This window comes from Streptomyces sp. NPDC026394 (assembly GCF_055567735.1).
In genome coordinates this window covers 167,456-189,238 of sequence record NZ_JBVHPX010000012.1, presented here as the reverse complement: position 1 = coordinate 189,238, position 21,783 = coordinate 167,456, and the positions used below count along the sequence as shown (strand labels likewise).

Genomic DNA, 21,783 nt, shown 5'->3' with positions numbered 1-21,783 from the left:
CATTTGACCCCAAACATCACGCCGGAGCCTGGCCCCGAAAGAGGCGGAAGAGACGGGTGCGACGGGAGAGATGCCCATGCCGGACAGTGACACCAGCCACGACACCTGGCTGCGCCGGGCGGACCGACGGGTGCCGCCCGCCCGCCACCGCACCGCGGGCGCGGACGGCTCGGGCACGACCTTCCGCGCCCTGTCCCCGCGCGACGGCCGTGAGCCGGCCGTCGTCGCGGACGCCGGCGAGCGGGAGGTCGACCGGGCGGTCCCCGCGGCCCGGCGCGCCTTCGACGCGGGCCCCTGCCCCCGTCTCTCCCCCGCCGCGCGCGGGCGGGTCCTGCCGCGCCTCGCCGACCTGACCGAGGAGCACCGGCCGGACCTCGCCCTGGCCGTCAGCCTGGAGAACGGCAAGCCGGTCAGCGAGGTGTACGGCATCGAGCTGCCCGCCGCCATCGCCACGTTCCACTGGCACCATCCGGAACTCCCCGCTCTCGCCCGCCTCCTGGAAGCTCGCTCCCGCGCTCGCCGCCGGCTGTACGGCCGTACTGAAGCCGTCCGAGCTGACACGGCTGCCCGAGCTGCCACCGCTGTCCGCGCTGCTCCTCGGCCGGCTCGCGGACGAGGCGGGGCAACCGCCGGGGGTGCTCAACGTGGTCGCGGGCGACGGCCCCCTGGCGGGGCGCGCGCTCGGCCTGCACCCGGACGTGGACGTCCTCGCCTTCACCGGATCGACGGCCGTGGTACGCCACTTCCTGCGCCCTGCGGCCGACTCCGACCTCAAGCGTGTCCGGCTCGAACGGGGCGACAAATCACCGAACATCGCGCTGCCCGACGCACCAGACCTGGAGACAGGCGCGGTGGCGGGCGCGGCTCGCGCGCGTTCCGTACTCGCCCACGTACGGGCCGGACGGGAGGCGGGCGCCCGGTTGCGCACCGGCGGCACCCGCCTGGACCGCGCACTCGGCGGCAGCTACCTGGAGCCGACCGTCTTCGACCGGGTCACGCCGGACATGCGGCTCGCCCGGGAAGAGTTCGGCGGTTACAAGCAGTCGGGCAACGGGCGCGACAAGTCCGTATACGCGCTGGAGAAGAACACCGCGCTCAAGACGACATGGATCCCAGTGGTGAACACGTCGCGCGACGGCGCCCGTCCCCTCGTCGCCCCCCTCAGCGTTGCTCCGCTTCGGCCTCGTCGCTGCGGTACGGCGCCGCGGTGACCGCGCGGGCGCTGTCGGAAGCTGTGCCGCGCGCGGGCGGCGAACCGTTCGTGCTGCATCCGGGCCTGCCGGAGGTGGCGGACGAGCGGCCGGCCCGCTGCGACGGCGTGCTGCTGCCGGGCGGCGGTGACCTGGCACCGCACCTCTACGACACGGGCGCCGAGGTCCACGACAGGGACCACGACGTCGACGCGGAGCAGGACGCGTTCGATCTCGCGGTGGCGCGGTACGCGCTGGCGAGCCGGTTGCCGCTGCCGGCTGTCTGCCGCGGGCTCCAGGTCGTCGACGTCGCCCTCGGCGGAACGCTGCGCCAGGACAGGGGCGGCCGGGGGCACGACCACCGGCACCTGATCCACCATGTCGCGCTCGCGGCGGGCTCGACGGTCGCGAGGGCGATGACGAGAGCAGCGGCTGCGGCTGTGTCCGTGCCTGTTGGCTGGGGCTGGAGATTGGGCTGGGGAAACCGACAAGGTGGAGGTGTCATGCTGTCACCACCAGTGCACGGACCGGCTGGGCGAAGGGCTCGCCGTCACCGGGCGCGCCGCGGACGGCACCGTGGAAGCCCTCGAACTGCCGGGCCGCCGCGCGTGGCGCGTGGCGGTGCAGTGGCACCCCGAGGACACGGCGGCAGCCGATCCCGCCCAGCAGGGCCTGTTCGACGCGTTGGCCGAGGCGTGGGGGCGGTTCCCCTGAGGGCGGTTCAGCTCCGGGAGGGGCGGCGTCCGCTGCGTCGCGGACGGGGGGCGGCCCCGTCGAGAAGGGCGAGCCGCCGCTCCTCCCCGTTCTCCTCCGTCTGCACCACGATCTTCCGCAGCAGGTCGGCCAGTGTCCTGCACTCCTCGTCGGTCAGCCGGTCGGAGACGAAGACCTCCTCCGCGTTGAAGGCGGGAAACACCTCGGCCATCAGTTGCTCGCCCCGGTCCGTCAGCCGCAGCAGCACCAGGCGCCCGTCGGAGGGGTGGCTGTTGCGTTCGAGGAGGCCCCGGCTCTGGAGGGTGCGGCACACCCCCGTCAAGGTGCCCTTGGAAATGCCCGCCTCCGCCGCCACATGGCGGGTCTCCGTCTCGCCCCAGATCCACACGACCCACAGCACGACGAACGAGGTCCAGGACAGTTCGGCGCCCCGCAGTACGGAGTTCTCGAAGTGCTGACGCACGGCCGCGGCGGCGCGGTAGATGTTCGCCACTGCGACCATCTGTACGTGCCGGATCGGTGTGTCGCCCAGTTTGGCCTGTACGGCCTTCTCGGTCTCCCGGATGGAACGGTGCTCCGTCACGTCGTGTTCTCCCACGTCTCTCGCCGTCGCCGGCAATCCCCTGCCGAGTTCCGTGCGCCCCCGTAAGACCGTTGCCGTTCGCGATCCTTACGGACTCAAACGATAACCCGCACCGCCCTGGCCCATCCGCTCTCTCCCGAAGGCAGTTTCCGGAAGCACCCTTACGGCTGCCGGAAGCACCCTTCCAGCAGCCCTCGGCGCCCGTGGGCCCGCTGCCTTCGCCGTACCCAGCACACCGTCGCACGCCAGCCAGCGAAAGGGAGTTCCGCATGCCCCGGCCCGCCCGACCCACCCGGCCTGATGAGCCGGCCCGGAACGATCAGCCCACCCGACCCGACCAGACAGGCCCGACCGACCAGCCCGGCCGGACCGCCCCCAGCGACCGGCCTGTCCTGCTCGTGGCCGGGGCCAGCAGCGGGATCGGCGCCGCCGTCGCCGCGCGCGGTACGGACGGAGGGGCGCGCGTCGCCGTGTGCGCCCGGCGCGCCGGTGCGCTGCGCGCGGTCGCGGACGCGTGCGGAGCGACGCCCTACGTCGCCGACGTGACCGTACGCGGCGAGGTCGACGAACTGGTCGCGGCCGTGGTGCGGGACCACGGCCGGCTGGACGGCGTGGTCGCCAACGCCGGGACCATACGGCCCGGCGGCCTGCTCGACCTCAGCGACGAGGACTGGGACGCCACGCTGCGCACCAACCTCACCTCCGTCTTCCTGCTCGCCCGCGCGGCCCTTCCCCACCTGGCGGCCGCGCGGGGCGCGTTCGTCACCGTGGGCTCCGTCGCCGGGCTGCGCGCCGCCGCGGGCGCGAGCGCGTACGCCGCGTCCAAGGCGGGGGCCGGCATGCTGACGAGCGTCATCGCCGCGGAGTTCGGGCCGCACGGAGTACGTGCCAACACGGTCTGCCCCGGCTGGACGCGCACGGAGATGGCGGACGAGGAGATGCGGGAGTTCACCGGCGGGCTTTCCTTGGACGCGGCGTACGCGCAGGCCACGGTGCTGGTGCCGCAACGGCGCGCAGCGGCGGCCGAGGAGGTGGCGGACGCCGTGCTGTGGCTCCTCGGGCCACGGTCGTCGTACGTCAACGGGGCGACGCTGACCGTGGACGGCGGCCTGACCTCGGTCGACGCGGGGCGGGTGCCGTTCGACTTCCACGTGACGCCGCGGTGAATCCGTACCCCTGACGGACACCGCGCACCGGTACCGCCGACAGGTACCAGGGACAGGTGACGCAGACGTTCTTGTGGCGCCGCGAGGCGCGGGCGCGTACCGCTACGCGCCCGCCCCCTCCGACATGCCCGCGCCCCCTGGCGCGCCCGCACCCCGCTGCAGCACCGTCCCCCCGTCCCAGCACACCCCCACCTGACGGTAGTAGGCCCCGATCGGCTCCACGACGGCGAGAGCCGCCAACTCCTCCGTGGGCGACTCGAACAGGTCCAGCTCCGCGTCCGCCGCCCACGCCTGCCCTCCCTGGAAGGAAGCGGCTCCGCTCTCGACCAGCTCGTCCAGCGCGAGTCCCGTCCCGTCGATCGAGGGCAGCACGCGGTGATGGGCCATCGGGTGGGCGTTCACGAAGCCGCCCGTCGCCGACGGTTCGCGCAGCGTGGCGACCACCTGTGCCAGCCGCCGGTCCCCCGCCGCGAGCGTCGCGCCGAAGACTGCGCCGGGCTCGATGCGGGGTGCCGGCCCGTACGGGTGCGGCCTGGTCAGGTGGATGGAGCCGAGCTTCTTCGGGTAGCCCTGGTGGATCCCGCGAGCGAGGGCGAAGTCCTTGTCGACCCAGATGTGGACACAGCGCGAGTACGTTCGACCGCGGTAGCCGCAGCGTACGACCGCGAAGCACTCCTTGTACTGGCTGCGCACCGGGTCGAGCAACTCCTCCTTCCCCGCGCCGCAGGACTGCCAGTCCGCCCAGATCAGCGCGACGGCACCCGGGTCCTCGGTCGCGGGGACGAGCGGCTCGGGGAGGAGTTCGCGCACCCGGGCTGGGTCGGTGCGGTATTCGACGGTGAGCAGGTCGCCCGAGTAGTACCAGGGCGGGGACGGGATCAGCGAGGCCCGCCCCGTGGCGGTCCGGGGCGGGAAGAAGCCCCGGACAGCCGCTGCGACCGAAGTGGTGGACTCGGAGGACACGGTGGGCTCGTCGGCCTCGGCGGGCACGGCGGACTCGATGGGCACAGCGACTCCTCGGGCTCCTCGGACTTCTCTCTCGACATGTCGTTTGGGCCCGTACGGTATGCCCTCGCCCCCGGGTTGTCACGAGCGAGCGAGCCGGTCGCGCCACCGGTCCGCCGCCCCCCTCTTGCGCGGCACCCACACCCTCCATAATGTTCGACCCCAAACGACTTCCGAGTGAGCCCGCGCACAGTCCCCGCAGGAAGGCTGGACAGGGTGAGCGAACAGAGCCCGGCACACAGCGACCAGGCCCGGCAGGCCGTCGCGGCACTGCGAGCACAGGACATCGACGTGGTGCGCGTCGTCTACCCCGATCTGCTCGGCGCCGACCGCGCCCGCGACATCCTCGTCAGCCATCTGCCGGCCGCCGCGCACCACGGCCTGGCGTTCTGCCGCGCGGTCTACCACACCAGCCCCCAGAGCGACACCGTTCCCATGCCGGGGGGCCTCTCGGCAGGGATGCCGGACATCTCGGTCCGGCCCGACCTGGACACCCTGCACCGACTCCCCTGGGAACCCGGCGTCGCCTGGTGCCTGGGCGAGGCCCTCGACCCGGCAACCGGGCGCCCGGCCCCCGAATCCCCGCGCGACCTGCTGCGCCGCGTCCTCGACCGGATCGGCGCGGAACCGTACCCGGTGGTCGGCCCCGAGCTGGAGTACTACCTGTGCGAACGGGACGAGAGCGCCGTCACCGGCTGGTCTCCGTACGGGCGGGCTCCGGGCAACGTCTACAGCGCGGGGCTGCGCGGCGACCCCGACGGTCATCTGCTGCGCACCCTGCGGCACCTGAAGGAACTGGAGATCGGCGCGACGGCCGGCAACCGCGAGTTCGGCAGCGGTCAGTTCGAGATCAACCTCGGCCATTCGGCGGCGCTCGACGCCGCCGACCGCGCGTTCCGCTTCAAGGCGGCCGTCAAGGAGATAGCCCGCACGGAAGGACGGCTGGCCACCTTCATGGCCAGGCCCTTCAACGAAGAGGGCGGCTCCGGCTTCCACCTGCACCTGTCGATGGTGGACGCGGACGGGCGCAACGTCTTCGAAGGCCGCCACGAGGGCGACCCGCACGGCCTGTCCGCCGCCGCGCGGCACGCGACCGCCGGCGTCCTCACCCACGCGCCCGCGCTCACCGCGCTGCTGAATCCGACCGTCAACTCCTACAAGCGCTTCGGCCCGGACAGCCTCGCCCCGTGGCTGATCGACTGGGGACTGGACAACCGCAGCGCCATGGTGCGCATACCGCCCGAGCGCGGCGACGGCACCCGCCTGGAACTGCGCCTCGGTGACGCCACGGCCAACCCGTACCTCGCCGTCGCGGGCGCGATCGCCGCCGTGGGGCTCGGCCTGCGGGAAAAGCGCGAGCCGCCCGAGCCGCTGGAAGGCTACGGCTATCGGGAAGACACCGCGGCGCGGCTGCCGGGCACGCTCACCGAGGCGCTGGACGCGCTGGAGAACGACACGGAGTTGACGGACATGCTGGGCGCCGACTTCACCCATTCCTTCCTCACGTACAAGCGCAATGAAATCCAGCGGTTCCGGCAATACGTCACCGACTGGGAATTCAAGGAGTACGCCTTTCTCCTGTGACAGGCCCCGCCCGCGCCGGGTCCCTTCGTGTGCCGCCCTCCTCGTCTTCCCCGCAAGGACAGCCCCATGACTACCGCTTCGGCCGTATTCCCCGCACCCCACCCCCTGCCCCTCGACGCAGTCGACCTCACCGACCACGACAACTTCACCGACGGCGCGCTGTGCTGGCGGATGTTCGACACACTGCGCCGTGAGGACCCCGTCCACTGGCAGCCGGAGGCAGCGCCCGACAGCGGCTTCTGGGCCGTCACCCGGCACGCCGACATCGTGCGCGTCGGCCGCGACCCCGACACGTTCACCTCCACCCGGTTCACCAACCTCGAAGAGGTCGACGAGCGGCACCGCGAGGCCCGCCGCTCCCTCCTGGAGACCGACGGACCACGCCACCGGGCCATGCGCAGGCTGTTGCAGCAGGAGTTCACTCCGCGTGCCGTCGCCACGTACGAGGTGTTCCTCCGCGGGCTGACCGCACGGACCCTCGACGCGGCGCTCGCCAAGGGCCGCTTCGACTTCGTCCAGGAGGTCGCGGCCGACATCCCGATCAACGTCCTCGCCCGGATGCTCGGCGTCCCCGAGCACGACACCCAGCGGCTGATCGACTGGGGCAACCGCATCATCGGCAACACCGACCCGGACTACGCGGACGTACTGCTCGGCACCGCGGAGAGCGAGCGCTACCGTGACCTGCCCTTCCGCAGCCCCGCGGCACTGGAGGTCTTCGCGTACGGGCGGGAGCTGGCGGCGCGGCGCCGGACTGCCGGCGGCGACGACCTGGTGAGCCGGCTCGTCAACCGGACGCCGCCCGACGGGGTGCCGCTGTCGGCGCGGGACTTCGACAACTACTTCCTGCTGCTGGTCGTCGCGGGCAACGAGACCACCCGGCACGCCATCTCGCACGCCATGCTCGCCCTGATCAACCACCCGGAACAGCGCGAGAAACTGCGCCGCGACCCGTCCTTGATGCCGGGCGCCGTCGAGGAGTTCCTGCGCTGGTCCTCCCCCGTCCACCATTTCCGACGCACCGCCACCCGCGACACCGAACTGGGCGGCAGGCGGATAGCGGAGGGCGAGAAGGTCGTCCTCTGGTTCGCCTCGGGCAACCGCGACGAGACGGTCTTCGACGCCCCGTACCGCTTCGACGTCACCCGCACCGCCAACGACCACCTCACCTTCGGCAAGGGCGGTCCGCACTTCTGTCTGGGCAGCTCACTGGCCCGGCTGGAGCTGCGTGTCATGTTCGAGGAACTCCTCCCCCGCCTCTCCGACGTCCGCCTCACCGCCGAGCCCCGGCGCGTCCGCTCCAACTTCGTCAACGGCCTCAAGACGCTGCCGGTCGAGATCACCTTGGCGTAGGAGCCTGTCCCGTGACCGCGTGCGTCCGGGAGCGCGCGCCGCAGGACGCCGGGCGGGAGCGACGGACGGGAATGACGGGCGCGATTGACGGGCCGGAATCAGGAAAACCGTGCCGCGCACCCGCCGCGATCGACAGGATGAGGGCATGGGTCATGAGGACGTGGGTCGGGGCCGGATGTGGCCGATCGTGGTGCGGCATCCGGAGGATCCGGTGGAGGCGGTCATGGAGGCCGACGCGCGCGACGCCAAGCTGGAGACCGCGGCGATACTGGTGCGGGGCCCGCTGTTCGGGGTGGCCGCGCAGGACGCCGGCCAGGCACCACGGTGGCGGGTGGTGGTCGCGGTGGACGCCGGCTGTCCGCAGCAGGCCCGGGACAGCCTCAACTCGTTGCTGTGGCGCCGCGCGAAGGACGAGGCCCAGGACCGGGAGGAGCGGCGTGCCCTGCTGGCGGCGGTCGCCCGGCTGGAGAGCGAATGCGTCGACGAACTCACCGTGCTCACGACCCGCTACCGGATCGTGCGGGCGGAGGAGTACGCGGGGACGGGTCCGGACGGTATCGAGCAGCCCCGCCCGACCGACCCCGAACCCACCGTGCCCGACTGGAGCCGCAGCGCCAGGGAGCCGATCGACAGCGGGCTGGTGCTGGATCCCGAGGCGCCGGTCACGCCCACCCAGGCCGCGGAACGCCTGATGCTGCGCGGCCTGGCGTACAGCGGCGTCCGGTTCCCCGAAGACGTGCGCGCCGACTCCCGTGGGGCGTTGAAGACCCATCCCGACGTGATGTTGCTGCCCACGGCCTTCAGGGTCGTGGAGCGGAACGACTCAGGGTGGGAATCAAGCAGTGGCCTGCACCCCAGTGCGCACGCGGCCCGCAGGTCGCTGGACTTCGCCCTGACGTGGTTGCAGCCGCGCCTGAAGGGGCTCATCCCTTGGGACGCCGACAACATGACCACCGATGCCCGTACGGTGGCTGCCGAGGGCACCGACCCTGCCGCCGGGGAGCTGGCCGAGTACGTCCGGGCCGCTGACCGGCTCCGGGCCGAACGTGTCAACCAGGTCGAGGTCAGGGGTACGGTCCATCGGATCTGCCGTGCCCGCCGGCTGCTGCGCTGGGGTCCGGACGGGCCGGAAGGGGCACGCCCGTCCGACGCCAACAGTCATCCCCCGGAGCGCATGCACCCCCGTATCGATGAGGACGGCACCATCCATCACGAACAGGAGAACGACGCGCCGTGAACGTCTGCCGTCCGGGACGCGCCTCACCCGACCGTCCCGGACGGCCGACTTCGGAGGAGTTTCGAGGAGAGCCGCGGCGGACCTACGGCGGCTATCCCCATGTCCGGGCCTTCCGCAGGAGATGGCCGTGGAGCAGGGACAGGTCGGGGTGGCACAGGCTTCCGTCCCGGGTGGCGAGGTAGAAGGTGTTGATGGGCGGGATCTCGGGCTCCAGCAGTTTGACGACCTCGCCTTGCCGGAGGGCGTCGGCCGCCAGGTAGGTGGGCAGTACGGAGATCCCCGCGGAGGACTTGACCGCGGCCAGTACCCCCCGCAGGTCCGGGATGACGACGGAAGGCGCCGAGGTGGGGCGCACTCCGAAGACGGTGAGCCAGTAACGGCGGATGATCGGCAGCGACTCGGCGTAAGCGATCAGCGGATACTTGTCGAGGACGGCCGCCGGCCCCTGCTTCATGATCTGCCCGGGCGGTACACCGTCGGCCAGTTCGGGGGAGGCGAGCATCGCGAACTCCTCGTCGACCAGCGTCGTGGCGCTGATCCCGCGCAGCCGGGGCCGGACGGTCGACAGGACGAGGTCGTAGTCACCGGCCGTCAGGCGGTCCAGGAGGTCGTCGGCGAGACCGAAGCGGAAGTTGATCCGCAGACCGTCGGCGATGAGATCGCTGACCGCTGCCACGACACGGGAGGTGATCAGCTCCGCCGGCCCGCCGACACACAGCGGACGGCTCTCGGAACTGCCGCCGAAGAGCCGCTCGACCACGCCCCCGAGGGCATCGACCGGTCCCTGCACGTCGCGGATGAGCAGATCGGCGGCGCAGGTCGGGACGACACCCTGGGGAACGCGTTCGAAGAGCACCTTGCCGAACGTACGTTCAAGATTGCGGACCTGGTGCGTGACGGTCGGCTGCGAAAGCTCCAGACTCTGCGCCGCTTTGGTGAAGGAACCCAGACGGTAGACGGTCACGAACGTCCTGAGCCAGCTCAGTTGCACGACCATGCTCGGCGCCCCCCGCGCTTGCCCTGCTGATGCCTGCGTCCCCCGGAGCGGACTCGGCTGATGACTGGTACGGCCTCGCTGCGTGGTGATACATGGTGCGCGAGGATGCCAGGCTGGGCGTTGGGGGGCTGCCGGGATCCTCGCAGCTATGGTGCGGCACAAGGGGCGGCCGCGTCGGCGACGCACGGGAAGTCGGTGCACAGGGCGACGAATATACGTCTATGGGCCTACCTCAGCAGGTCCGGGAGCACGAGAAGCGGTCGTACCCGTACCGGCCCTGTGACAACATCCCGGGACGACGGTGCGGGCGAGCACCGAGGTCAGGAGGAGGCGGCCGCCAACTGCTCCAGCACCAGCTCGGCGACCCGCACCGCGGAAGCGGGGTTCTGGCCGGTAACGAGCCGCTGGTCGGCTACGGCGTGCGCGGCGAAGTTCCCGGCTTTGGTGATCTTCGCGCCGCGCTCGGCGAGCTTGCTCTCCAGCAGGTAGGGCACCACTTCGGTCAGTCCGACGGCGGCCTCCTCCTCGTTGGTGAAGGTCGAGACCTGCTTGCCGTCCACCAGGTACGAACCGTCACCGAGCCGGACATTGACCAGCCCGGCCGGGCCGTGGCAGACCGCGGCAACGACACCGCCCTGCTCGTAGATCCCGGCGGCCAGCTCGGCCAGCACCTCCGACTCGGCCAGGTCCCACATGGCACCATGTCCGCCCGCGTAGAAGATGACGTCGTAATCGGCGGCCGTCAGGTCACCGGGAGCGGCGGTGGCGGACAGGGCGGTCTCGATATCCGGGTCGGCGAGGAAGTCGGCCTGCACCTGGTCTCCGGGGTCGAAACCGTCCTGCGGCGGGGCACCGCCCTGTACGGACACGAAGTCGAGGTCGTACCCCGCCTTGCGGAAAACGGCGGCAGGGTGCGCCACTTCCGGGATGTAGAAGCCGGTCTTTCGACCGGTGTCGCCGAGGTGGCCATGGCTGGTGAGTGCGAACAGTACCTTCTTGGTCATGACATTTTCTCCGGTTGACGAGAGGTTACGGATGAGCCGGTGGACGCGTTCGGCTCCCGTCCGTCGAATGTAGGGATCGGGGCAAGCCGGTCGCCAATAGCGGGTTTCATGCCCCCCATAGAGATGTGTATGAGGTGTGATGAGACGTGACGAGGTGCCGACAGGGCGCGCTGCGGCCGGGCGGGTGGCCCGGTTCTCCGCGGATGCCACGGAATTAGGCAGGCGCGAAGAGCACATTCTTCGGGATATCGACACATCAGGACTGCGGGACATCGGGACATCGGGACATCGGGACTACGGGATTGCGGGAGTGCGGGACTGCGGGACTGCGGTCTTGGGCGACCGGTCATTGCCCGTTGCACTTCGGCCGTCGATTACGGTCACCGCTCCGGGTGCTTCAGGAGCAATGCGGCCATGCGGTCCCCGAGTTCGGCGGACGACTGCGGGTTCTGCCCGGTGACCAGGCGCCCGCTGACCACCACGTGCGGCGACCGGTCGGGAGCGGCGGAGAAGCTCGCACCGGCCTCCTCCAGCGCGGTCTGCAACGGGAACGGTACGACGTCGGCCAGCCCGCGCATGCTCTCCGACGCGTTCGAGAACGCGGTCAGTTCGCGGCCGGCCACCAGGTGGCTGCCGTCCGAGAGCGTCAGGTCGACAAGCACCGCGGGGCCGTGGCAGATCGCCGCGAGGACCCCGCCGGACTCGTACACCTGCCGGCCGATGGCGTGCAGCACCGGGTGCCCCCGGAAGTCCCACATCGTGCCGTGCCCGCCGACGTAGAGCACGCCCGCGTAGTCGCCCGGTTCCACCTGTTCCGGCCTCGGTGTCCGGGAGAGCCGGCCGCCGCCGTCCGGGTCCGCCATGAAGGCCCGCTGGGCGGGGTCGGCGGGATCGTGGCCGACGACCGGCGGCCGGCCGCCCCGTACGGAGACGAAGTCCACGGTGTGGCCGTCGGCACGCAGCCGGTGCCAGGGGACGGCGGTTTCCCCCAGATGGAACCCCGTGGGAGAGCCGGTACGGCCCAGGACCTCATGGCTGGTCAGGACGAAGAGCACCTTTTTCGCGGCCTTCATGGCCGGCATCACGGGCATGACGAACTCCGGGTGAGCACGGCCACGGCGAGGCCGGCGACGAGGGTGGCGAGGAGGAGGACGGTCAGCATGGGCCGGTAGCCGAGCTGCGCGGCGGCGAGCTGCCCGGCCGACGCGCCGACGAACAGGACGAAGGTGTTGACCGCGCCCGCCGTCCCGCGCGCATGCGGCGCGAGTTCGTGCAGCAGCCCGACGAGCCCCGGCACGATCAGACCGGTGCCGGCCACGAAGATCACGCTGACGCCGATCAGTACCCCGGTCAGGGCAGTGGCCTGCGCCAGCAAGGCCAGCAGCAGTCCGGCCGCCGCCGTCAGATACCCGGCGACGGCGAGCGTACGCGGCCCCTTTGCGCCGAACCGGCGGTTCACCAGTGGCCCCGCCAGGAGCCCCACCGCCCCGACCGCCTGCACCAGCAGCAACTGGTCCGCGTCGTACCCGGACGTCTCCCGCAGCTCCCGCTCCAGTACCGCGTAAAAGGCGACGAAACTCCCGAACACGGTCAGCGCGGACCCGAACACCGCGGCGGGCCCCTTGGTGCGTACGAGCCCCGACGCCGCCTTGGCGACCTCGCGGGCCGAAGCCGCCGAACCGGCCGAACCCGGCGGCAGCAGTCGCCACAAGATCGCGGCGGCCACCGCGTACACGATCGCCGCAGGCCAGAACGCCGCCCGCCAGTCGGCGTGCTCCGCCATCAGCTGGCCGAACACCTGCCCGGCGATGCCCGCCCCCAGCAGGCCGGTCGTGAGAAGAGAGAGCGCGACCGGCCGTCGGGCGGCAGGCGCCCGTTCGGTCACGTACGCGAGCGCGGCGGGCGCGAAGGTCGCGGCCGCGAACCCCTGTAGGACGCGCCCGGTCAGGAACCAGCCGAAGTCCGGGGCAGCGGAAGTCACTGCGGTGATCACGGCCGTGGCCAGGGCGCCGGCCGCGAGTACGGGCCGCCGCCCGACCCGGTCGGACAAGGGCCCGAAGACCAGGAAGCCGATGGCGTAGGCGAAGGAGAACGCAGCGCCTGTCCAGGCGGCGGACGCGGCGTCGACGCCGTAGGCGGTCCGGACACGGCCGGCGATCGGGATCGCGAGGTAGAGCTGCGCGGGGATGGCGAAGGCCATCGCCACCAGCAGCGCGAGCTGAACGGAGAATCCGGGCCGTCGGCGGTGACGGGGGCCGGGGCGAGTGGGGCGAAGGGTGGTGGCGGTGAGCATGCGGGTCCTCTGGTCCTCTTGAGAGAGCCGAGCGGTCGGGTGGTCCGACTCGGACGTGCGGGGCGGCAGGCAGCGGAGCGAGCGAGCCGTACGGGGGCCGCGCAGGAACGGAACGCGGCCCCCGACTGCCGCAGTGGCACCGCGCAGGGGAACGCGCGCTGCCCCGTTGACGTTGCGGGCGGCTGGGTACGGGCAGCAGCAGCCCGGCCTGTGTGCGCATGCCCGTACCGGGCCGCAACCGCCCCTTCGGGCGGCCCCCTTTGACCGGTGCCTCTCTGGTCGGCGCCTGTGTGAAGCAGAGCCTCAGACGTCGGCCAACAGAGCCTCGACCCCGCCCAGTTCCAGCCCCTCGATCCCGTACCGAGCCGCTTCCGACCGATGCTCGGGTGTCTGATACCCCCACTGCGCCCATCGGGCCCGGACCCCCACCGCCGCCACCTTCCGTACGTTGGGCAGGTTGTCGTCCACGAACGTCACGGCGTCCAGCGGCACGCCCCGTCGCGCGCACGCCCTCTGGAGGGCCGCCGCCTTGTCGCGGCACTCTCCGAAGACCTCGGCAACGGTCTGTTCCAGGCCGTTCCGCCTCAGGATGGAGCGGACCGAGGGCTCGTCCTTCGCCGTCACGACGACCACGTCCCCGGTGCGCCGCAGCAGTTCCGGCACGCCGGGATACAACGTGTGCAGCCCGAGCCAGAAGTCCGGCTCCGCCGCCCGGAACCACTCCCGCGCCTCCGACGCCGCCGTCGTGAACCGCTCGACGCGCTCCCTCGGCAGCGAGCCGAAGAGCCGGTCGAAGTCCGCCTGTGAGGTGATGCTGTCGGCCTCGGGCAGATGAGCCACCAGAAAGTGGTCCAGCAGCCGCGCGTAGTCCCGCACCGCGCGGAACCGCTCGGTGAACGCCCCGGGCAGCCGCTCCAGCTGCCCCGGGCCGGGCACGGTCCGGTCGTGCGGACGTTCCCCGAGCCAGGTGACCAGGGCGCATTCTTCCAGGGCGTCACAGATGACCCCGTCGAAGTCGAGCGCGAGCAGGCCCTCGCGGGTGCCGGCCCGGTCGGGACGGTACGGGTCCGTCCCGACGACGGTGTGGTGGCTGCGGCCCATCAGGCGCTGTCCTTCTCCGCGATCTTCTGCGCGGTCTCGAACACGGCGCGCATGAACGCTCCCATGTACCCGTAGTACGAGCAGGTGATGATGTTGCCGTCCACGATGACGTCGCTCTCGACGACCTCGGCGCCCGCGTTGACCACGTCGTCGCGCAACCCGATGTACGCGCATGCCTTCCGGTTCCGCAGCACTCCGGCGCTCACCATGATCCAGGGCCCGTGACAGAGCCCGGCGACCACCTTGCCCGCCTCGGCCATGCCCGCGACGAAGTCCAGCACGCTGCGGACCTGGCGCACCCGGTCCGGCGCCTCGTGACCGCCGGTGAGGATCACGGCGTCGTACAGGTCCACCGACAGGTCCTCGTACGCGATGAGCGGCCGTGCCGTCTTGTCCATCGGCAGCGGGACGCCGTACTTGCCGGTCGTCGGGTCGCCGTTCTTGGTGGCGATGTCGACGTGCCAGCCCTCTTCGAGAAGGCGGTAGTAGGTGAAGACGACGTCGTGGTCCTGGAAACCCTGGCCGGTGATGATGACAGCGCTTTGAGACATTGCTACTCCCCCGTGGTTCTTACTCGCTCGCTACTGGCTGCTGGCTGTTTTCCGCTTGCTTCTCTGCTTCGCGACTCGCTGCTGTCAGGCGGTCCGGGCCCGGGCGCTTGCGACGCTGACGCACAGATACTGCTTGTCGGTGTGCACCCGCCGGGCGTCCTCCGGACGGCCGGTCAGAATTTCCAGGTCCGCATAGACAGCACCGGACACGCAGAGCGGAATGTGGAACAGGTCCTCCGCCCGCCGCCGGTAGAACACGTCCATGCCGGTACGCAGCTCGAACCGGAACCGCCCGTCCGGGGTGCGCGCCCGCATCCGCGTGTGCGGAAAGGACAGCACCTTGCGCATCGGGTGCTTCGACGCGTCGAGAGAGTTCGACTCGTACGCCGTCCCGGCCCGGTTGTAGTCGTCCTTCAGCCGCATCAGGTCGAACTTGTTCCGCGGCGACTCGACCTCGATCAGTTCCAGCGGTTCGTCGCCCGCGTTCCGCGTTCCGTGGAACGCTCCGGGCGCGATCCGTACGATGCTGCCCTGCCGCAGCGGAATGGAGGTGCCGTCCAGACCCGCCGTCACGCCCTGGCCGCCCAGGCAGAGCAGGTACGTGAGCTTGCGCGGGTGCAGATGGACGGAGGTGCTGTGCGGGGCGTCGATGTGCAGCGCCCAGCAGTCGAAGAGCTCGTCCACGTAGGCCCGGTACTCGTAACCCCAGGGCTTGGGAATCACCTCGTCCAGATGCGAGTCCTCGTCGAACTGCTCGTTCCCGAAGCGGGCGCCGCCCCGCAGCAGCCGCTTGAGTTCGGCGATGTCCGCGGGCCCCGCGTCCAGGCGGGCAAACCGGTCCTGGCCGTCATGGGACGTGTTCTGAACGATTGTTGTCGCAGGCGTGATCGCCATGTTTTTCTTTCCCCCGTTTAACTGTCGCCAATTACCGAAAGCCCCACCTGGAGCTGCACGGCAATCTCAGCGCCTCAACTGAAGCAGCGAGCGCAACGAAGGTCAAATAGGAACTTCTGGCGGGGGCCATGAAGATTCCTTGTTGACGGGAATCTGATGTTCCGGCACCCGCCGCCACCAGGAACCCCTAGCCGAAACGGTCGACCCACGCCGGCCACCGAACGGCCAACTGGCCAAAAACACTGCTCCATCAATGCCCGCTTACCGCGCGACCAGGCCCCCGGGAAGTGGCCGCCATCGGACAACAATCCCTACCGCAGGCCGCCCGACCCGGCAAGACCGCACAGCCCCCCCCCCCCGCCAGGCCGTGAGTGCGGGACTGACCCTGGTGCGCGACACCGACGACGCGGCGCCACGCCGTCCCCGAGGCTCCTTCTTCTGCGATCTTGCAGGTCACCAATTCCCCGCGGCGAAGATCTCGACCGAGGCGCGCAGGAAGGATTTTTCGAACGGCGGACACGGCTAGGGTTGGGCCTCTCTTCGGCTAGCGGAGGTGCCCGGACGGTGACCGACAGCTTTGTTCATCTGCACAATCACACCGAATATTCCATGCTCGACGGCGCGCAGAAGCTCAAACCCATGTTCGCCGAAGTCGCACGCCAGTCGATGCCCGCCGTCGCGATGAGCGATCACGGCAACATGTTCGGTGCCTATGAGTTCCACCAGGTGTCCAAAGGCTTCGACGGCGTCAAACCGATCATCGGCATCGAGGCGTACGTCGCCCCGTCCTCGCGCCGCCACCGTAAGCAGGAATTCTGGGGGCCGGGCGGGCAGCGCGCCATGTCGGACGACGGCGAGGGATCGAAAGACGTCTCCGGCGGCGGCCGGTTCACCCACATGACGATGTGGGCCCGGAACGTCCAGGGACTGCGCAACCTCTTCTACCTGTCCACCGAAGCCAGTTACAGCGGACAATTCCCGGCCGGCAAGCCCCGCATGGACATGGAGCTGATCGGCGAGCACGCCGAGGGCATCATCGCGACGACCGGCTGCCCGTCCGGCGCGATCCAGACCCGGCTGCGGCTGAACCAGTACGCCGAGGCCCGCGAGGTCGCCGCCGCCTACCAGGACATCTTCGGCCGCGAGAACTACTTCCTGGAGCTGATGGACCACGGCCTGTCCATCGAACGGGACGTCCGGGACGGGCTGCTGCGCCTGGCCGAGGACCTGGACATCCCCCTGCTGGCCACCAATGACGCGCACTACATCCACGAGGACCAGGCGGACGCCCACGACAACCTGCTGTGCATCGGCGTCGGAAAGAACAAGGCCGACGAGAAACGCTTCAGGTTCCAGGGCGGCGGTTATTACCTGAAGACCGCACAGGAGATGCGCGCCCTGTTCTCCGAAATTCCCGCAGCGTGCGACAACACCCTGCTGATCGCGGAACGCATCGAGTCGTACAACGAAGTCTTCGACTACGTCGACGAGATGCCGCAGTACCCCGACGTGCCCGAGGGGGAAACCCAGGAGTCGTGGCTGCGCAAGGAGGTCCTGAAGGGCCTCGCCACACGCTACGGCGATCCCGTCCCCGCCGAGGTCATGGAACGTTTCGAGACCGAGATGACGGTCATCGGGCCCATGGGATTCTCCAGCTACTTCCTCGTGGTCGCGGACATCTGCAAATACGCGCGTGACAACGGCGTGCCGGTCGGCCCGGGACGCGGTTCGGCCACCGGTTCCATCGTCGCCTACGCCACCCGCATCACCGAGCTGTGTCCCCTGGAACACGGGCTGCTCTTCGAACGGTTCCTGAACCCCGAGCGCATCAACCCGCCGGATGTCGACCTCGACTTCGACGACCGCCAGCGCGACAAGATGGTGCGCTACGTCACCGACAAGTACGGCGACGCGTTCACCGCCATGGTGAACACGTTCGGCAAGATCAAGGCCAAGAACGCGATCAAAGACTCCTCGCGCATCCTCGGCTACCCGTTCAGCCACGGCGAGCGGATCACCAAAGCACTGCCGCCGGACATCATGGGCAAGTCCATCCCCCTGGACGGCATCTTCGACCCCGAGCACCCGCGGTACGGCGAGGCCGGCGAGATCCGGCAGATGTACGAGAACGAGCCGGACGTCAAGAAGGTCATCGACACGGCCAAAGGCGTCGAGGGCCTGACCCGCGGCACCGGCGTGCACGCGGCCGCGGTGATCCTTTCCAAGACCAAGCTGACGGACCGCATCCCGCTGCACATGCGGGCCGCCGACGGCGTGAAGATCACCGGCTTCGACTATCCGTCCTGCGAGGCCATGGGCCTGGTCAAGATGGATTTCCTGGGACTGCGCAACCTGGGCGTCATCGACCACGCGCTGCAGAACATCCGCGAGAACCGCGGCGTCGAGCTGGCCACCGTCGACCCGATGGACGGCGATCCCGGGAAAGTCGTCATCCCCCTCGACGACGAGAAGACCTTCGAACTCCTCGGCCGCGGCGACACCTTCGGCGTCTTCCAGCTCGACGGCGGCGGCATGCGCGCCCTGCTGAAACTGATGGAACCCTCGCGATTCGAAGACATCGCGGCGGCCCTCGCCCTGTACCGGCCCGGCCCGATGGCCGCCAACGCGCACACCAACTACGCGCTGCGGCAGAACGGCAAGCAGGAGCCGGACCCGATCCACCCCGAGCTGAAGGAAATCCTCGACCCGATCCTGGGCTCCACCCACCACCTGCTCATCTTCCAGGAGCAGATCATGGCCATCGCCAGGACCCTGGCCGGGTACACCCTCGGCGGCGCCGACATGCTGCGCCGCGCGATGGGCAAGAAAAAGCCCGAAGTGCTGGCCGCGGAGTGGGAGAAGTTCCACGCCGGCATGCGGACGAACGGCTACTCCGAGGAGGCCGTCAAGGCCATCTGGGACGTCATGCTCCCGTTCTCCGGATACGCGTTCAACAAGTCCCACACCGCCGGGTACGGTCTGGTCTCCTACTGGACCGCCTACCTGAAGGCGAACTACCCGGCCGAATACATGGCCGCACTGCTGACCTCCGTCGGAGACGACAAGGACAAGGCGGGCATCTACCTGGCCGACGCGCGCAAGCTGGGCGTCACCGTCATGCCGCCCGACGTCAACGAGTCCGTCGCGGAGTTCGCGGCCATCGGTGACGACGTGCGTTTCGGTCTCCGCTCGGTACGCAATGTCGGCGACCACGTCATCGAAACCATCATCGCGGCCCGTAAGACCAAGGGAAAGTTCGCCTCCTTCGCCGATTTCCTCGACAAGGCCGAGCTGCCCGCGCTCAACAAGCGGGCGGTCGAATCCCTCATCAAGGCCGGCGCGTTCGACTCCCTCGGCCATACCCGTAAAGGTCTGACCGCCGCGCACGAACCGGCCATCGACGCGGTCGTGCCGCTCAAGAAGGCCGCCGCCTACGGACAGGACGACCTGTTCGCCGGACTGGGAGGTGACGAAGGCGGCGGGGACACCGGATTCGGCCTCGACGTGAAGATCGACGAGAGTGAATGGCCGCGTAAACAGCTGCTCTCCACCGAGCGGGAGATGCTCGGCATGTATGTCTCGGCGCACCCTCTGGACGGCACCGAGCACATCCTTTCCGCCAACCGGGACACCACCATTCCCGAGCTGGTGGCCTCCGGCCGCACCGAAGGCGTGGTGCGCCTGGCCGGACTGATCACCAGCGTCCAGCCGAAGACGACCAAGCAGGGCAACGCCTGGGCGATCGTCAATCTGGCCGACCGTGACGGCACCATCGAGGTGCTGTTCTTTCCCGCCACCTACCAACTGGTCGTGGGCGCCCTGGTCGAGGACAGCGTGGTGTCGGTCCAGGGACGTGTCAACGACCGTGACGGCGCGATCAGCATCTTCGGGCAGGAGCTGAACGTCCTCGACATCACCTCGGCGGAACGCACCGGAGCGGCACCCGTGCAGCTCAGCCTGCCCTATCACCGCGTCAACGGGCCCACGCTCAAGGAACTGAAGCGCATCATGGGGGCGCACCCCGGGGACAACCCCGTCCACCTCGCGGTACGCGGAGTACAGAAGACGATCGTGTACCAGCTCCACACCAGGGTGAACCCGGCCACGCTCGCCTCCGAGATCAAGGGCTCCTTCGGGCCGGACGCGTGGCAAGGCGTGGTGTGAGCGGGCCGGACCGCACGGACGAAGAGATCCACCCATGGGGCCGTCCCTCCGCGGACTTCCGGTCACACCAGGCCCAGGTCCCGGGCGCGCAGGGCGGCCTGGGTGCGGTCGCGCAGGCCGAGGCGGCCGAGGATGCGGGAGACGTGGTTCTTCACGGTGCCTTCGCTGAGGTGGAGCTGGGCGGCGATCTCCCGGTTGGTCCGGCCCTGGGCCACCAGGCGCAGGATGTCGATCTCGCGTGGGCTGAGGGCGACGCCCGGCTCCGCCCCAGGGCCCGGGCCGGGCAGGCAGGCGGCGAGGTGGCGGGTCACGGAGGCGTCGAGCTGGGTGACGCCCGCGTGTGCGAGCCGGACCGCGTGGGCCAGTTCATCGGCCGGCAGGTCCTTGAGCAGGTAACCGCAGGCGCCCGCGCGCAGCGCCTGGACGACGTACTCCTTGTCGTCGAACGTCGTCAGCATCACCGCACGGCACTCCGGCGCCTCGCCGCGCAGGACGGCGACCGCCTCGACGCCGCCCATCCCGGGCATCCGGACGTCCATCAGCACGACGTCCGGGCCCAGTTCGAGCACCTTGGCGACGGCTTCGCGGCCGTCCACCGCCGTGCCGACGACCGAGATGCCCGGCCGGATGGAGAGCAGCGAGGCGATGCCGTCCCGGATGAGCCGCTGGTCGTCCACGACCAGTACGCGGACCGGCGCCGTCGCCTCGCTCATGTCACGCCTTCCTCGCGGTGGCCCCGCGGCACCGTCACCGTCAGCCGGGTCCCCTGGCCCGGACCGCTGTCGATGTGCACACTCCCGCCCACCAGGCGCACCCGTTCCCGCATGCCGATCAGTCCGAACCCGGTGGCGGCCCCGTCCGGGGTGAAGCCGTGGCCGTCGTCGGACACCACGAGGCGTGCCGCGTCCGCTGTCAGGACCACCGCCACCGTGACCCGCGATGCCTGCGCGTGCCGGCGCGCGTTGGTCAGGCCCTCCTGTGCGGTCCGGTAGAGCGCGGTCAGCTCCGCCGGGCCGTAGCCGTCCTCGGTGCCGTCCACCTGCACGGTGACGTGGGGCCGGGCCTCGCCGTCGCGCGCCAGGCCTGTGAGCAACGCCGTCAGCGGCCTGTGCGGCTCCTCGTCCCGCAGTGCCCGCACGGACTGCCGTACGTCGCCCAGCGCGCGCTTCACCGACAGGCGCGCCTCGTCGACCGCTCGCTGGGCGGAGTCGGGCTGCAGGACCCGGAACTCGGAGGCGATCTGCAACTGTACGGAGACGGCGGTGAGGTGGTGCGCGAGGCTGTCGTGGATGTCCCGCGCGAGGCGGTTGCGCTCGGCCGCCGCGGACAGTTCGGCGACCTGCGCGGCGTACCGCTCCAAGGCGCGCCGTCCGCGCTGTTCACCGACGGCGACGGCCGCCATGGAGAGCGCGAGGACGAGGCCGGCGCAGAGCATCAGCAGGTCGGACAGGCGCTCCACGTCGCGGTGCCAGCCGGGCTCGGTCAGCACGTGCCCGGTGAGGAGCCCGGCCACGCACAGCGCCGCCAGCGCGAGGGCGAGGCCGCGCCCGTAGACGAAGTAGGCGGTGAACGGCAGGAGTACGAAGAGGGCCTGGGCCAGCCCCGACTCGTCGAGGGCGACCACTCCCGCGATCAGTCCGGCCCGCGCGAGCATCGGCAGGCATGCCCGGACGGGGGCGGTGCGCCGTTCCACGGTCTCCAGGGCGGCCAGCGCCGCGAGCCCCGCGGCGAAACCGGCCGGGCGCCACAGCGGCGGGCCGGGGCCGGGGGCGAGGCCGGCCACCGTGTAGTAGAGACCGCCGACCAGCACCGCGGCGTACAGCAGGGGCGACACCCACGGCACCGGTACGTACGTGGCCATGCGCCCTCCCCTTCGTGCCTGCTGACCAGGCTAGGCGGGCGGCGGCCGGGGGGCGAGGGGCGCGGGGCGGCCTCCGGCGGACGTGG

The 21,783-nt window shown here is 70.5% G+C and carries 16 protein-coding genes and 2 pseudogenes; 7 read left to right on the top strand and 11 right to left on the bottom strand.

All coding sequences use genetic code 11. From position 1 onward, the window contains the following. Positions 1 to 76 precede the first annotated feature (76 nt). Positions 77 to 1,118 (top strand): annotated as a pseudogene (locus ACZ4QV_RS26225) (aldehyde dehydrogenase family protein); the annotation flags it as partial. After that, positions 1,119 to 1,904 (top strand): annotated as a pseudogene (locus ACZ4QV_RS26220) (gamma-glutamyl-gamma-aminobutyrate hydrolase family protein). Positions 1,905 to 1,911: 7 nt separating this feature from the next. Here the strand turns inward: ACZ4QV_RS26220 and ACZ4QV_RS26215 are convergent. Further along, entirely contained in the window at positions 1,912 to 2,487 is a 576-nt protein-coding gene (locus tag ACZ4QV_RS26215) for a MarR family winged helix-turn-helix transcriptional regulator (protein ID WP_361615587.1), read from the bottom strand. 269 nt (positions 2,488 to 2,756) lie between these two features. Between ACZ4QV_RS26215 and ACZ4QV_RS26210 the strand changes: the two genes are divergently transcribed. Beyond that, on the top strand, positions 2,757 to 3,653 hold the full coding sequence (locus ACZ4QV_RS26210; protein ID WP_467763468.1) for an SDR family NAD(P)-dependent oxidoreductase: 897 nt from the start codon (positions 2,757 to 2,759) through the stop codon (positions 3,651 to 3,653). A 102-nt stretch (positions 3,654 to 3,755) separates the two neighbouring features. On the opposite strand, the gene ACZ4QV_RS26205 is transcribed toward ACZ4QV_RS26210, so the two are convergent. Then, positions 3,756 to 4,616: an acetoacetate decarboxylase family protein gene (locus ACZ4QV_RS26205; RefSeq protein ID WP_467763500.1), complete on the bottom strand. Its 861-nt coding sequence runs from the start codon at positions 4,614 to 4,616 to the stop codon at positions 3,756 to 3,758. Between the two features lie 258 nt (positions 4,617 to 4,874). On the opposite strand from ACZ4QV_RS26205, the gene ACZ4QV_RS26200 reads away from it, so the two are divergent. The 3 genes from ACZ4QV_RS26200 (at position 4,875) to ACZ4QV_RS26190 (ending at position 8,832) form a co-directional block, all read left to right on the top strand. Then, entirely contained in the window at positions 4,875 to 6,242 is a 1,368-nt protein-coding gene (locus ACZ4QV_RS26200) for a glutamine synthetase family protein (protein WP_361587946.1), read from the top strand. A 66-nt stretch (positions 6,243 to 6,308) separates the two neighbouring features. Beyond that, the gene (locus ACZ4QV_RS26195; protein ID WP_361877434.1) at positions 6,309 to 7,595 is read left to right on the top strand and encodes a cytochrome P450; all 1,287 of its coding nucleotides are present in this window, start codon (positions 6,309 to 6,311) and stop codon (positions 7,593 to 7,595) included. A 145-nt stretch (positions 7,596 to 7,740) separates the two neighbouring features. Further along, on the top strand, positions 7,741 to 8,832 hold the full coding sequence (locus ACZ4QV_RS26190; RefSeq protein ID WP_361153549.1) for a DUF5954 family protein: 1,092 nt from the start codon (positions 7,741 to 7,743) through the stop codon (positions 8,830 to 8,832). A gap of 91 nt (positions 8,833 to 8,923) precedes the next feature. Here the strand turns inward: ACZ4QV_RS26190 and ACZ4QV_RS26185 are convergent, their stop codons facing one another. From ACZ4QV_RS26185 to ACZ4QV_RS26155, 7 genes are all read right to left on the bottom strand, one after another. Continuing rightward, positions 8,924 to 9,829: a LysR family transcriptional regulator gene (locus tag ACZ4QV_RS26185; protein WP_361153552.1), complete on the bottom strand. Its 906-nt coding sequence runs from the start codon at positions 9,827 to 9,829 to the stop codon at positions 8,924 to 8,926. A gap of 320 nt (positions 9,830 to 10,149) precedes the next feature. Continuing rightward, positions 10,150 to 10,833, bottom strand: coding sequence for a type 1 glutamine amidotransferase domain-containing protein (locus tag ACZ4QV_RS26180; RefSeq protein WP_361153554.1), 684 nt, complete (start codon positions 10,831 to 10,833; stop codon positions 10,150 to 10,152). Between the two features lie 380 nt (positions 10,834 to 11,213). After that, positions 11,214 to 11,924 carry a type 1 glutamine amidotransferase domain-containing protein gene (locus ACZ4QV_RS26175; RefSeq protein WP_361587937.1) on the bottom strand — a complete coding sequence of 237 codons (711 nt, stop codon included), beginning with the start codon at positions 11,922 to 11,924 and terminating at the stop codon, positions 11,214 to 11,216. Further along, the gene (locus ACZ4QV_RS26170; protein WP_361587935.1) at positions 11,915 to 13,126 is read right to left on the bottom strand and encodes an MFS transporter; all 1,212 of its coding nucleotides are present in this window, start codon (positions 13,124 to 13,126) and stop codon (positions 11,915 to 11,917) included. Before ACZ4QV_RS26170 ends, ACZ4QV_RS26175 begins: the two co-directional genes overlap by 10 nt. A 303-nt stretch (positions 13,127 to 13,429) precedes the next feature. Continuing rightward, complete coding sequence (locus tag ACZ4QV_RS26165; RefSeq protein ID WP_361153561.1) at positions 13,430 to 14,227, bottom strand: HAD family hydrolase; 798 nt, start codon at positions 14,225 to 14,227, stop codon at positions 13,430 to 13,432. After that, the gene (locus tag ACZ4QV_RS26160; protein WP_361153564.1) at positions 14,227 to 14,778 is read right to left on the bottom strand and encodes a type 1 glutamine amidotransferase domain-containing protein; all 552 of its coding nucleotides are present in this window, start codon (positions 14,776 to 14,778) and stop codon (positions 14,227 to 14,229) included. Before ACZ4QV_RS26160 ends, ACZ4QV_RS26165 begins: the two co-directional genes overlap by 1 nt. Positions 14,779 to 14,862: 84 nt before the next feature. Beyond that, complete coding sequence (locus ACZ4QV_RS26155; RefSeq protein ID WP_361153566.1) at positions 14,863 to 15,672, bottom strand: cupin domain-containing protein; 810 nt, start codon at positions 15,670 to 15,672, stop codon at positions 14,863 to 14,865. Positions 15,673 to 16,236: 564 nt separating this feature from the next. On the opposite strand from ACZ4QV_RS26155, the gene dnaE reads away from it, so the two are divergent. After that, the gene (dnaE, locus tag ACZ4QV_RS26150) at positions 16,237 to 19,836 is read left to right on the top strand and encodes a DNA polymerase III subunit alpha (protein ID WP_361587932.1); all 3,600 of its coding nucleotides are present in this window, start codon (positions 16,237 to 16,239) and stop codon (positions 19,834 to 19,836) included. 62 nt (positions 19,837 to 19,898) lie between these two features. On the opposite strand, the gene ACZ4QV_RS26145 is transcribed toward dnaE, so the two are convergent. After that, entirely contained in the window at positions 19,899 to 20,549 is a 651-nt protein-coding gene (locus tag ACZ4QV_RS26145) for a response regulator transcription factor (RefSeq protein WP_361153571.1), read from the bottom strand. After that, positions 20,546 to 21,697 (bottom strand): sensor histidine kinase, encoded by a 1,152-nt coding sequence (locus tag ACZ4QV_RS26140; RefSeq protein WP_361587930.1) that lies wholly within the window; start codon positions 21,695 to 21,697, stop codon positions 20,546 to 20,548. The genes ACZ4QV_RS26145 and ACZ4QV_RS26140 overlap by 4 nt, the downstream gene beginning before the upstream one ends. Between the last annotated feature and the right edge of the window lie 86 nt (positions 21,698 to 21,783).